We start from the raw sequence: 12,707 nt of genomic DNA, 5'->3' as shown, positions 1-12,707 counted from the left end.
TGCTTGCCTCACCCGCCCGCGCCTGCTGCGCCCTCCCCGCCCCCCTCATCGGGTCACCGGCAGCTCGGGCGACGAGACGTCGATGGTCGGCGCGCCGTCGTCGAGCTTGCGCAGCGTGCGCACCGCCTCGACCTTGAGCGGAAGGTCCGAGCTGCCGCCCCAGCGGACCGTGGTGCCGTCCTCCAGCACCGTCTCGACGGCGTCCTGCGTGTCGGCGCTGACGTGGTCCACCTGGCCGGCGAGCTTGGCGGGCAGCGCCGCCAGCACGTGGAGCGCCGCCTGCAGCGCCAGCGCGTCGTCCAGCGGCACGTCCACCTGCGGCAGCCCCTTCGGCGCCGCGTCGCGCGTCGCCACGCGCACCCCGGCCGAGTCGAGGAGCGCCAGGCGGTCGCCGTCGGGCACGGCCGCGACCGGGACGCGCGGCGTGAGCTCCACCGCGAGCCCGTGGGGCCAGGCCCGCGCGATCCGCACGTCCTTCACCCCGCGCAGCCCGAGCACCTGCTCCCGCATCGCCACGGTGTCCAGGCGGGGCAGCGGGGTGCCGTCCGGGGCCTCGGCGATCTCGCGCACCCTGGCCTCGTCGACGTACCGCCCCGCGCCGGTCACGCTCACCTCCGCCTTCTCCAGGGCGAGCACCGGCGACCAGAGCGCCACCCACGCGAGGCCCACGACGAGCGCCAGCGAGAGGACCCACGCGAGCACGCGCCGCCAGGCGCGGTGCCGGCGCATCGCGGTGCGCTCGGCGAGGCGGTCCGCCATCGCCGTCGACACGCGGGGAGGGACCACCTGCCCGGCCGGGACCACCGCCGTCGCCGCGGTGCGGGCGCCGGGACGCCGGGGCTCGGCGGGCGCCGCCGGGGCCGTCTTGGGGGCCGCCTTCGAGGCCGACTTGGAGGCTCCGGTCGCCGGCCCCCGCGGGCTTCCCCTCGTCCCGCGCGTCCCCGGCGGCGTCCCGGCGCCCACCGAGGGCGTGCCGGTCGGCGCGGTCGCCGCTGATCGTCCCGACGTCGTGCGGCCCGACGTCGTGCTGGTCGGGCGCGGGCGGGCTGGCGGTCGCATCACCCCATGGTCGCGTCGGGGGCGCCGCCGCCCGGCGACGCCACGCCGGAGGTGCGCGCGGCGAGGTCCGCCAGGATCACCGGACCGAGCTCGGTGACGTCTCCCGCGCCGACGGTGAGCACCAGGTCGCCGGGGCGCGCGAGAGCGGAGGCCACGTGCGCGGCCTCCAGCCGGTCCTCGACGGCACGCACTCCCCCGCCGGACGACGTCCGGCCGAGCAGGTCGGTGATCGTGCGCGGCCCGACCGTCGGGTCGACGTCCTCGCGGGCCCGGTAGACACCGGTGACGACGACCTCGTCCGCGAGCGCCAGCGCCGCGGCGAACCGGTCGGCGAAGATCCGCGTGCGCGAGTACAGGTGCGGCTGGAAGAGCACGACGATGCGACCGTCCCCGGCCGCCGGCCGGGCCGCCCGTAGCAGCGCCTCCACCTCGGTGGGGTGGTGGTCGTAGCTGTCGAACACGCGGACCCCGTCGACCTCCCCCTTGGGCTCGAACCGCCGGCCCGTGCCGACGAACGTGCCCGCGGCCCGCACCGCGTCGCCCGGCTCGACGCCGAGCAGCACCGCGGTCACGACGGCGGCCGTCGCGTTGAGCGCGTTGTGCGCCCCCGGCACGGCGAGGCGCAGCGCGCGCGGCTCGCCGCCGAGCGGGCCGCCGGAGACGACCGCCTCGACGGTCCCCGCCCCGACGACGACGTCGCGCACCCGCACGTCGGCACCCGCGGCCTCGCCGTACGTCACCACGGCCCTTCCCGCGGCCCGGTGCGCGTCCGCGAGGGCCGCCGACCCGGCGTCGTCGGCGCACGCGACGAGCGTGCCGCCGTCGACGATCCGTCCGGCGAACTCCTCGAAGGCCCGCTCGAAGGCCGCTTGCGAGCCGTAGTGGTCCAGGTGGTCCGGCTCGACATTCGTCACGACGGCCACCGTGGGGGCGTAGTTGAGGAACGAGCCGTCCGACTCGTCCGCCTCGGCCACCAGCACGTCGGAGGCGCCGAGATGCCCCCCGGGCACCGCGCTCTCGTGGCCTTCGGCGTCCCGCACCCGCACCGTGCCCCCGATCGCGAACGACGCGTCGACGCCGCACGCGCGCAGCACGGTCGCGACCATCGCCGACGTCGTGGTCTTGCCGTGCGCGCCGGCGACGGCCACCGCCCGGCGCCCGAGCATCAGCGACGCGAGCGCCTGGGAGCGGTGCAGCACCCGGACCCCGGCCGCGCGGGCCGCGGCCAGCTCCGGGTTGGTCTCCCGCACGGCGGAGGACACGACGAGCGTGTCGACCAGGGGTGCGCCGTCCGGTCCGACGACGTGCGCCGCGTCGTGCCCGACCCAGACCCGCACCCCGTCGGCGCGCAGCGCCTCGAGGGCGGGGCCGGCCGCGGCGTCGGAGCCCTGGACGTCGACGCCGCGGGCCGCCAGCAGCCGCGCGACGACGGAGACGCCCGCGCCGCCCACACCCACCAGGTGCACGCGGCCGAGCTCCTCGACGGGCAGCGCCGGCGGCCGCGCCGACCCGGTGGCGCTCATGCCTGCCGCCCGGCGCCCGAGCCGGCGCCCGCCTGCGCGACCGCCGCGGCGACGAGGTCGGCCACGCGGGCGGCGCCGTCGCGCACCCCGGTCGCCCGGGCGGCGGACGCCATCGCGTCGAGCCGCAGCCGGTCGGCCAGCAGCGCCGGCACGTGCTCGGCCACCCAGGCGGGCGTGAGGTCGGCGTCGTCGACGAGGAGGCCACCGCCCGCCTCCACCAAGGGCGCCGCGTTGAGCCGCTGCTCGCCGTTGCCGATGGGCAGCGGCACGTAGACGGCGGGCACGCCGAGGGCGGCGAGCTCGCACACCGTGCCGGCACCCGAGCGGGCCACGACCAGGTCTGCGACGGCGAGGGCGAGCTGCATCTCGGACAGGTACTCGCGCACCTGGTAGCGCGCGGCCTCGTGCCCGCCCGCGGCCGTGGCGGCGTCGACCGCGGCCCGGACGGGTCCGTCCTTGCCCTTGCCCGTCAGGTGCAGCACCTGGACGCCGGCGCGCAGCAGCACCTCCACCGACCCGGCCAGGGCGGCGTTCACCGACGCCGCCCCCGAGGAACCCCCCGTGACGACGAGCGTCGGGAGGCCGGCGTCGAGGCCCAGCGCGTCGGCGGCCTGCACCCGCGCGGCCAGGGCGTCCGCCTCACGGGCCGAGACGAGGTCCGCGATCTCGGCCCGCAGCGGAAGGCCCACGACCTGGGCCCCCGGCAGCGGGGTGCCCGGGAACGTCGCCCCGACGGCCGCCGCCCAGCGGGCACCGAGCTTGTTGGCCAGGCCCGCACGGGCGTTCTGCTCGTGGATCACCACGGGGACGCCCTTGCGCCGGGCGGCGAGGTACGCGGGGGTCGAGACGTACCCGCCGAACCCGACGACCGCCTGGGCGCCGATCTCGTCGATGGCGGCCTCGGCCGCCTTCACGGCGGCGCTGAGGCGGCCCGGCAGCTTCAGCAGGTCGACGCTCGGGCGCCGCGGCAGCGGGACGCGAGGGATCGGCCAGAGCCGATAGCCGCGCTCCGGGACGAGGTCGGCCTCCAGCCCCGACGTGGTGCCGAGGGCGAGGATCCTGGCCTCCGGCTCTCGCGCGCGGAGCTCGTCCGCGACGGCGAGGAGGGGGTTGACGTGGCCGGCGGTGCCGCCCCCGGCGAGGACGACGGACGTGACTGCAGAGCTCTTCACAGGCAGGACCCTATCGGCCGCCGTCGCCCCCGCGGCGCCGCGCGCCCCCACCGGCGCCGCCGGCCCGGCCGCGCCTTGACAGGACCGCGACCGAGCGCTTGACGACGCTCCGGCGCGCGGCCAGGGCCTCGGCGGCGCCCGGCTCGCTGCGCGCGAAGCTGATCACCACGCCGAGCGCCACCATCGTCGTGACCAGGGCAGACCCGCCCGCCGACACCAGCGGCAGCGGGACGCCGATCACCGGCAGGACGCCGATCACCACGCCGATGTTCACGAAGGCCTGGCCCACGACCCAGCAGCCGATCGCGGCCGTGGTGATCTTCACGAACGGGTCCGGGTGCCGGCGCACCACCCGCGCCATCGCGATCCCGAGGACGGCGAACAGCGCGAGCACCAGCAGGGTGCCGAGCAGCCCCAGCTCCTCGCCGATCACGGAGTAGATGAAGTCGTTGTGCGCCTCGGGCAGGTACTTCCACTTCTCGCGGCTGGCGCCCAGGCCGACGCCGAACAGACCCCCGGTGCCGAGCCCGTACATGCCGTGGATCGACTGGTAGCACTGCCCCTGCGTGTCGGTGCAGGTGCCGTACGCGGCGAGGATGCGGGTGAGGCGGTCGGAGCTGCCCTGGTTGAGGATGAACGCCCAGCCGACGATCAGCGCCGCTCCGACGCCGCCCACGGCGAGCAGCGAGGCGGGCGCGCCCGAGACCCAGTAGGCGCCGAGGCCGAGCAGCGCGAGGATGAGCGCCGTGCCGAGGTCGTGCCCCGCCATGACGAGCCCGAGGACGGCGGCGAGACCGACCACGCCGGGCATGATGGCCTGGCCCCAGCGACCGAGCAGGTGCTGCTTGCGGCCCAGCACGGCACCGAGCCACACGGCGACGGCCAGCTTGGCGAGCTCCGACGGCTGGATCTGCACCGGCCCGAGCGGCAGCCAGTTCTGGTTGCCGTTCACCGACCTGCCGAAGAAGACCACCGCGACCAGCAGCGCCAGCGCCACCAGGAACGCGGGCCAGGCCAGCCGCTTGTACCAGCGCACGGGGAGCCGCGCGGCGACCAGCATGAGCGGCAGCCCGATGAGGGCGTACCGGCCCTGCACGAGGAAGGCGGCGAACGGCGAGTCCCCCTCGGCGATGGACGTCACCGTCGAGCTGGAGAGCACCATGACGAGACCGATGACCAGCAGCAGCCCGGTGGCCCCGACGAGCAGGTAGTAGCTCGTGACGGTGCTGTTCCACTGGCCGAGCCAGGGCCGCTCGGCCCGCTTCGGCGACGGTCGCGGCGACGTCCTGTCCCGCGAACCCTTGTCGCGCGTCGTCCTGTCCCTCGACGGACGGCCGGTCGACCCTCCCGGGCCGCGTCGGGTGCCCGTCGTGACCGCCATCCGACACCCCTCGCTCGTCCTCGTGGCGCCACGCGGGCGCCTACAGCTCCGCCACGGCCGTGGCGAACGCCTCCCCCCGCTGGGCGTAGGAGGCGAACTGGTCCATGGAGGCGCCTGCAGGAGCCAGCAGCACGGTGTCGCCCGGACGGGCGAGGTCCCGTGCCGCCGCGACCGCGCGACGCATCACCGACCCAGTGTCGCCGGGATCGACCACGACGACGGGGATCTCGGGCGCGTGTCGGGCCAGGGCCCCGCGGACCGGCTCCGGGTCGACGCCGATGACGACCGCCGCGTGCAGGCGGTCGGCCCGGTCGGCGACGAGGTCGTCGAACGACGCCCCCTTCGCGAGGCCGCCCGCCACCCACACGACGCTGCCGGGCGGGTAGGCCGCGAGCGAGGCCGCCGCCGCGTGCGCGTTGGTGGCCTTCGAGTCGTCCACCCAGGCGACGCCGTCGAGCTCGCGGACGCGGGCGATGCGGTGCGCGCCGGGCCGGAACGCCCGCAGGCCGTCGCGCACGGCGGCGGCGGGCACGCCGTGGGCGCGCGCGAGCGCCGCCGCCGCCAGGGCGTTCGCGACGACGTGCGGCGGCGGGGCGCCGTGCCCGGGAGCGAGGTGCGCGAGGTCCGCGAGGGTGCCGAGCTCGGCGGCCGTGCGCTGCCGGTCGCGGGCCCCCGGCGCGGCGTGGAAGGCGCGGTCGACCAGCACGTCCTCGACCACGCCCAGCTGTCCGGGGCCCGGGGCACCGAGCGTGAACCCGACGGCAAGTGCGCCCTCGGTCACGTCGGCGTCGCGCACGAGCTGCTCGGTGCGCGGGTCGGCCGCGTTGTACACGCACGCCACCTGCGCGCGGGTGTAGACGCGCCCCTTGTCCGCCGCGTACGCCTCGAGGGACCCGTGCCAGTCGAGGTGGTCGGCGGCCACGTTGAGCACGGCCGCCGCCTCGAAGGACGTCGTGAGCGTGTGGTGCAGCTGGAAGCTGGAGAGCTCCACCGCGAGGACGTCCAGCGACGGGTCCTGCGCGGCCTCGACGACGGGCGTCCCGACGTTCCCCACCGCGGCGGCGCGCAGGCCCGCCGCGGTGAGGATCGACGCGAGCATCTCGACCGTCGTCGTCTTGCCGTTGGTCCCCGTGACGGCGAGCCACGGGGCGGGGCCCCGCGCGCCGTCGGGCCCGGGGGTGCGCTCGACCCGCAGCCGCCAGGCGAGCTCGACCTCGCTCCAGACGGGGACGCCGGCGGCGCGGGCCGCGGCCAGCAGCGGCGTGCTCGGCGCCCACCCCGGGGAGGCGACGACGAGGTCCGCGCCGGCGACGACGCGCTCCGCCACGGCGGGATCGTCGGCGTCGCGCACGTCGGCGTCGGGGGCACGGCCGTCGACCGTCACCACCGAGGACGCCCGGCCGGCCGCACGAGCCGACAGGGCCGCGACGACGGCGCGCCCGGTCACGCCGAGGCCCGCCACGACGACGCGCGCGCCGTCGGGCAGGGAGGCGACGGTCACGTGGCCACCCACTCGGCGTAGAACACGCCCATGCCGAGGGCGGCGAACAGGCCGGCGATGAGCCAGAACCGGATGACGATCGTGACCTCGCCCCACCCCGACAGCTCGAAGTGGTGGTGCAGCGGCGCCATCTTGAACACCCGCTTGCCGGTCATCTTGAAGAAGCCGATCTGGATGACGTCGGACATGACGATGACGACGAAGAGACCGCCGATGATCGCGGCGAGGATCTCGGTGCGCGACAGGATCGAGATGCCGGCCAGGGCGCCACCGAGGGCGAGCGAGCCCGTGTCGCCCATGAAGATCTTCGCGGGGCTGGCGTTCCACCACAGGAAGCCGATGCAGGCGCCCGCGATGGCGGCGGCGACGATCGCGAGGTCCTGCGGGTCGCGCACCTCGTAGCAGCGCGGACCGGCCGCGGCGAGCCGCTGGCACGACTGGTTGAGCTGCCAGATGCACACGAGGACGTACGCGCCGAAGACGATGATCGACACGCCGGTCGCCAGGCCGTCCAGGCCGTCCGTGAGGTTCACCGCGTTGGACCAGGCGGTGATGAGGAAGTTCGCCCAGATCACGAAGAGGATGAGGCCCACCGTGACCCCGGCGAACGCCAGGTCGAGGTTGGTGTCGCGCAGGAAGGAGATCCGCGTGGAGGCGGGCGTCCGGGCGTTGGCGTTGGGGAACTGCAGGGCGAGCACCGCGAAGCTGATCCCGACGAAGCCCTGGCCGATGATCTTCGCCTTCGGCGTGAGGCCGAGGGACCGCTGCTTGCGGATCTTCGTGAAGTCGTCGAGGAAGCCGACCAGCCCGAGCCCGGTCATGAGATAGAGGCACAGCAGCGCCGACGCGCTCGGCGGCCTCCCCGCGACCAGCATGGACACCGCGACGCCGACCAGGGCGGCCGCGATGATCACGACGCCGCCCATCGTCGGCGTGCCGCGCTTGGTGAAGTGCGCCGTCGGCCCGTCCTGGCGCACGAACTGGCCGTAGTTCCGGTGGATGAGGAACCGGATGAACAGGGGCGTCCCGAAGAGGGCGACCAGCCCGGAGACACCGGCCGAGACGAGGATCGCGATCACGGGGCGACCTCCGTGGCGGGTTCGCCCGACGCGTCGGGGCCGGTCGTGGGTCCGGTCGAGGGGCCGCCCGCCGCGAGCTCGTCGCCGAGCCGCCACAGGCCGGACCCGAGGGAGGACTTCACGAGGACGACGTCGCCCGGCTCGAGCGCCTCGGCGAGCACCGCGCGTGCGGCGTCGAGGTCAGGCACGAAGACCGACTCCTCTCCCCAGGACCCCTCCTGCAGGGCCCCCTCGTGGATGTGGTACGCCCCGTCGCCGACGACGACGAGGAGCTTGACGTTCAATCGGACCACGAGGCGGCCGATCTCGTCGTGCGCGGCGCGCGAGCCGTCCCCGAGCTCGAGCATCTCGCCCAGCACGGCGACGGAACGGCGCGTGCGGCCCGCCATGACGGCGAGCGCCCGCAGCGCGGCGCGCATGGAGTCCGGGTTGGCGTTGTACGCGTCGTCGACCACGGTGACGCCGTCCGGGCGCTCGGTGACCGCCATCCGGTGCGGGCTGACCGGGGTCGCGCGGGACAGGCCCTCGGCCAGTCGCGCTGCCACGTCGGCGGTGGTGCCGCCGAGCGCGAGGACCGCCGCGGCGGCGGCGAGAGCGTTGCTCACGTGGTGCGCGCCCACGAGGCGCAGCCCCACGGGCACGGGTCCGCCCAGGTCCGGGGCGCCGGCGACGGCGAGCCGGAACGTCGCCCGGCCGGAGGCGTCCACCTCGACGTCGGCGGCGCGCACGTCGGCCGAGGAGATGGTGCCGAACGTGACGACGGTGTGCTCGGGGGCAGCCAGCGACGCCATCGCCGCCACGCGCTGGTCGTCGGCGTTCAGCACGACGGTGCCGCCCGGCACGACCCCGGTGACCATCTCGGCCTTGGTGCGGGCGATCGCCTCGACCGAGCCGAACTTGCCCACGTGGGCCACGCCGACGGCGAGCACGATGCCGACGTCGGGCGGCGCGATCCGCGTGAGGTAGGCGATGTTGCCGGGGCCGTCCGCGCCCATCTCCAGCACCAGGAACCTCGTGGCCTCGGTGACGCGCAGCACGGTCAGCGGCAGGCCGACCTCGTTGTTGAACGACCCGGTGGGCACGACCAGGCCGTCCTCGGGCGAGACGTCGTCCGGCAGCAGGTCGCCGAGGAGCTGGCCGAGCAGGTCCTTGGTCGTCGTCTTGCCCACCGAGCCCGTCACCGCGAGGACCCGCAGGTCGCCGCGCGTCCGCACGCGCGCCAGGACGGCGCGGGCGAGCTCCCCCAACGCGGCCTGGACGTCGTCCACGACGACGGTCGGCACGCCCTCGAGCTCGCGGGCGGCCAGGACCAGCGCCGCGCCGGCCTCGACGGCGCCGCGGGCGAAGTCGTGCCCGTCGACCCGCTCGCCGGGCAGCGCGACGAACAGCCCCCCGGGCTCCACACGGCGGGAGTCGACGACGACGGACCCGGTCACGGGCGTGGCGGCGTCGGCGTGCAGCCGTCCCCCGGTCGCCTCGGCGACGTCGGCGGCGGTCAGCGCGATCATGCGGTGGTCCTCTCGTGCCGCCGCTGCAGCGCGCGGCGGGCCTCGTCCCGGTCGTCGAGCTCGAGGTCGACGCCCGCGACCTCCTGGATGGTCTCGTGGCCGCGGCCCGCCACGAGGACGGTGTCGTCCGCCCCCGCGTCGAGCACGGCCCGCTCGATGGCGGCCGCCCGCGGCGCCACCTGCGTCATGGCGACGTCGCGGCCCGCTTCGCGGGCCGAGTCGCGGGCCGCGGCGGCCCCCTCGAGCACGGCGGCGCGCACCACGGCGGCGTCCTCGCCGTGGGGGTCGTCGTCCGTGACGACGACGACGTCCGCGCCCGCCACGGCGGCCGCGCCCATGGCCGGACGCTTGCCCTTGTCCCGGTCGCCCGTGGCCCCGAAGACGACGACGAGCCGGCCGGCCGTCGTCGGGCGCAGGGCGGCGAGCGCGAGCTCGAGCGCCTCGGTGTTGTGCGCGAAGTCCACGACGACGCGCGGATGGCCTTCCCCGCCCGCGCCGACGACCTCCATGCGGCCGGGCACGACGGCCGAGAGGCCGTCGGCCGCGGCGAGCGCCTCTGCCACGTCCTCGACGTGCGCGCCGCCCTCGAGGACCATCGCGACGGCGAGCGCGGCGTTGGCCACGTTGAACCCGCCCGGCAGGGACGTCGACGTGCGCAGGGAGCGGCCGTCGACGTGCGTCAGCGTGAACGCGGAGCCGGTGCCGTGCGGTGCGACGTCGGTGACGGTCCAGTCGGACGCCGCCTCGCCGTCCCGCGGGGCGCGGGTGCGCAGCGTCGCGACGGGCACCTGCGCGGCCGCCGCCATGCGCTCGCCCCACACGTCGTCCACCACGACGACGCCGCGGCGCGCGTGCTCGGGCGTGAACAGCGACGCCTTCGCGTCGAAGTACGACTGCAGGTCGCCGTGGAAGTCGAGGTGGTCCTGGCTGAGGTTCGTGAACCCGACCACGCCGAACTCGATGCCGTCCACGCGGTGCATCGACAGCGAGTGGGAGGACACCTCCATCGCCAGCGTGCGCACCTCCGCCTCGCACATCGCGGCGAGCAGCGCCTGCAGGTCCGCGGCCTCCGGGGTCGTGAGCCGGCTCGGCAGCACCGTGTCGCCCGCGCGCATCTCGACGGTGCCGATCAGTCCACCGGTCCAGCCGAGGGCGCGCAGCAGGTGGTCCACCTGGTAGGTGGTCGTCGTCTTGCCGTTGGTCCCGGTGACGCCGAAGGTCATGAGGTGCTCGGCGGGCTCGCCGTACACCCAGGCCGCGACCGGACCGAGCACGGCCCTCGGGTCACCGGCGACCAGCACGGGCACGGCCGGGTCGAGGGCGTCCGGTCCCGTCGCGAGGGTGGCCGCCCCGGCCTCGTCGGTGAGCACCGCACGGGCCCCGCGGGCCACGGCGTCCGCCGCGAACCGGGCGCCGTGGGCGTGCGCGCCGGGAAGGGCGACGAACAGGTCGCCACCTGCGACGACGCGGTTGTCGGACGCGACCGAGGTGACGACGACGTCGGCGGGGACCTGCGGCCGGGGGCCGCCCTCGTCCGGTGCCACCGGTGTCGTCACCTCGAGCCCGAAGGTCAGGGCGAGGTCCCGCACCCGCCGGGGCGTCGTGCCCGCGGGCCGGATACGGGGAAGCGGGGATGTCACGGAGAAGAACCTACCGTCTGCGTGCTGCGGGCCCGGCACCCAGGGCGCCCGGCATGAGAACCGTCACGGACCTCGGGCGGTCCTCACCGGGCGCGCGCCCCGTGGTCACCACGTGAGGTCGTAGGGCTTGAACGGCGTCGAGCTGGGCGGCACGTCCATCTTCTGCAGCGTGTACCCCATAAGGTCGCTGAAGACGGGCGCGGCCACCACGCCGCCGTAGATCGACGACTGCGGGCTGCGCAGGAAGACGGACACCGTGTAGCGCGGGTCGTCGGCGGGCGCGACGCCGATGAAGGACGCCATGTAGGTGGTCCCGGCCCCCGTCCACATCTGGGCGGTGCCGGTCTTGCCGGCCACGCGGTAGCCGGGCACCCGCGCGTTGGCGGCGGTGCCCTCCTCCCCCACGACCGACTCCATCATCCGCATCACCGAGTCGGCGGTCTTCTCCGAGACCACGCGCTCCGTCTCGGGAGCCTCGGCGGGCGTGAAGGTGCCGTCGGGCGCGCGGGTGCCGGCCACCAGGCTGGGCTCCACCCGGACGCCGCCGTTCGCGACCGTCGAGAAGACCTGCGTCGCCTGCATCGCGTTCACGGCCACGCCCTGCCCGAACAGGATCGTGTACGGGGTGCGGGCGTCGTGCGCCAGCGTCTGCTGCGAGGGCAGGATGCCCGCGGACTCGCCCGGCAGGCCGAGGCCGGTGGGCTGGCCGAACCCGAACTTGCCGAGGTAGTCGTAGCGGACGTCCAGCGGGATCTTCTCGCCGATCTGCACCGTGCCCGTGTTCGACGAGTGGGCCAGCACGCCGGCGAGCGTCAGCTGCTGGTCGGGGTGCTCGTGCGAGTCCTTGAACGACTCGCCGTTGGGCGTGGTGTACCGGTACGGCACGCGGAACTGGCTGTCGGGCGTCCAGTAGCCCTCCTCGAGGGCCGCCGCCATCGTGATCACCTTGCCCGTGGAGCCGGGCTCGAAGACGTCCTTCACGGCACGCGAGCCGTTGGCCACGGCGGACGTCGACCGGTCGTTGGGGTCGACGTCGCCCGAGTCCGCCACCGCGAGCACCTGGCCCGTGCGCACGTCCTCCACGACCGCCATGGCGTACTTCGCCCCGGTCTTCGAGACCGCGTCGTCGAGCAGCTCCTCCGCCTTCCACTGGACGTCGAGGTCGATCGTGAGCTGCACGTTGCTGCCGGGGACCGCCTCGGTGGCGTCCCGCTCCGAGTTGGGGATCGGGACGCCGTCGCGCCCGCGCTCGTACGTGACCTTGCCGTCGGCGCCCGCGAGCACGTCCTCGTAGGCGCGCTCGAGCCCGCCCTGGCCCACCTGGTCGCGGTCGACGAAGCCGACGAGGGTGCCCGCGACGACGCCGGCCGGATAGGTGCGGCGGGAGGTGAGCTCGGTGCGGACGTAGGCCTGGAGGTCGAGCTTGGCGATCGCCCGCTGCACCTCGGGCACGGCGTTGCGCTTGAGGATCACGTACCGGTCGTCGCCGTTGAGCTTCGCGGCGAGCTCCGCGGGCTGCGCGTCGAGGATCGGCGCGAGGAGCTGAGCGATGCCGAGCGCGCCGTCCTGCACGGCCCTGCCAGTGGCGGTGTCCACCCGCTGGCCGCCCTGGAACCCCTGGATGGCGAGGGTGTCGGCGGAGATCGTGTACCGGTCGACGGACGTCGCGAGCACGCGTCCGTTGGTGTCGACGATGTCGCCGCGGTGCGCGAGCTCGACCGCGTGCGTGGTGCGTGCCTCCTGCGCCTTCGCCGCGAGCGCCGGCCCCTGGAAGATCTGCACCTGGACCAGCCGGCCGACGAAGACGGTGAGCACGAGCGCCGCGACGACCATGATCCACCGCT

General features: G+C 75.6%; 9 protein-coding genes. All 9 read right to left on the bottom strand.

The annotated features are described in order from the left end of the window. Nucleotides 1-45: 45 nt before the first annotated feature. Nucleotides 46-1,059: a cell division protein FtsQ/DivIB gene (locus ACFQ8Y_RS17365; protein WP_430586259.1), complete on the bottom strand. Its 1,014-nt coding sequence runs from the start codon at nt 1,057-1,059 to the stop codon at nt 46-48. Next, the gene (murC, locus tag ACFQ8Y_RS17360; protein ID WP_430586258.1) at nt 1,059-2,582 is read right to left on the bottom strand and encodes a UDP-N-acetylmuramate--L-alanine ligase; all 1,524 of its coding nucleotides are present in this window, start codon (nt 2,580-2,582) and stop codon (nt 1,059-1,061) included. The genes ACFQ8Y_RS17365 and murC overlap by 1 nt, the downstream gene beginning before the upstream one ends. Further along, complete coding sequence (murG, locus tag ACFQ8Y_RS17355) at nt 2,579-3,754, bottom strand: undecaprenyldiphospho-muramoylpentapeptide beta-N-acetylglucosaminyltransferase (protein WP_430586257.1); 1,176 nt, start codon at nt 3,752-3,754, stop codon at nt 2,579-2,581. The genes murC and murG overlap by 4 nt, the downstream gene beginning before the upstream one ends. 10 nt (nt 3,755-3,764) lie before the next feature. Further along, nucleotides 3,765-5,135 (bottom strand): putative lipid II flippase FtsW, encoded by a 1,371-nt coding sequence (gene ftsW / locus ACFQ8Y_RS17350; RefSeq protein ID WP_430552281.1) that lies wholly within the window; start codon nt 5,133-5,135, stop codon nt 3,765-3,767. A gap of 40 nt (nt 5,136-5,175) precedes the next feature. Further along, entirely contained in the window at nt 5,176-6,636 is a 1,461-nt protein-coding gene (murD, locus tag ACFQ8Y_RS17345; RefSeq protein ID WP_430586256.1) for a UDP-N-acetylmuramoyl-L-alanine--D-glutamate ligase, read from the bottom strand. Next, the gene (gene mraY / locus ACFQ8Y_RS17340; protein WP_430552283.1) at nt 6,633-7,715 is read right to left on the bottom strand and encodes a phospho-N-acetylmuramoyl-pentapeptide-transferase; all 1,083 of its coding nucleotides are present in this window, start codon (nt 7,713-7,715) and stop codon (nt 6,633-6,635) included. Before mraY ends, murD begins: the two co-directional genes overlap by 4 nt. Further along, nucleotides 7,712-9,223 carry a UDP-N-acetylmuramoyl-tripeptide--D-alanyl-D-alanine ligase gene (gene murF, locus ACFQ8Y_RS17335; protein ID WP_430586255.1) on the bottom strand — a complete coding sequence of 504 codons (1,512 nt, stop codon included), beginning with the start codon at nt 9,221-9,223 and terminating at the stop codon, nt 7,712-7,714. The genes mraY and murF overlap by 4 nt, the downstream gene beginning before the upstream one ends. Beyond that, entirely contained in the window at nt 9,220-10,863 is a 1,644-nt protein-coding gene (locus tag ACFQ8Y_RS17330; RefSeq protein WP_430586254.1) for a UDP-N-acetylmuramoyl-L-alanyl-D-glutamate--2,6-diaminopimelate ligase, read from the bottom strand. The genes murF and ACFQ8Y_RS17330 overlap by 4 nt, the downstream gene beginning before the upstream one ends. 105 nt (nt 10,864-10,968) lie before the next feature. Beyond that, a complete protein-coding gene (locus ACFQ8Y_RS17325) occupies nt 10,969-12,696 on the bottom strand; it encodes a peptidoglycan D,D-transpeptidase FtsI family protein (protein ID WP_430552286.1) in 1,728 nt (575 codons plus the stop codon). Nucleotides 12,697-12,707 lie beyond the last annotated feature (11 nt).

This window comes from Isoptericola sp. NPDC056605, assembly GCF_042792795.1.
Taxonomy (GTDB): domain Bacteria; phylum Actinomycetota; class Actinomycetes; order Actinomycetales; family Cellulomonadaceae; genus Isoptericola.
The sequence above is the reverse complement of the archived record's forward strand: the minus strand, read 5'-3'. Positions and strand labels throughout refer to the sequence as shown.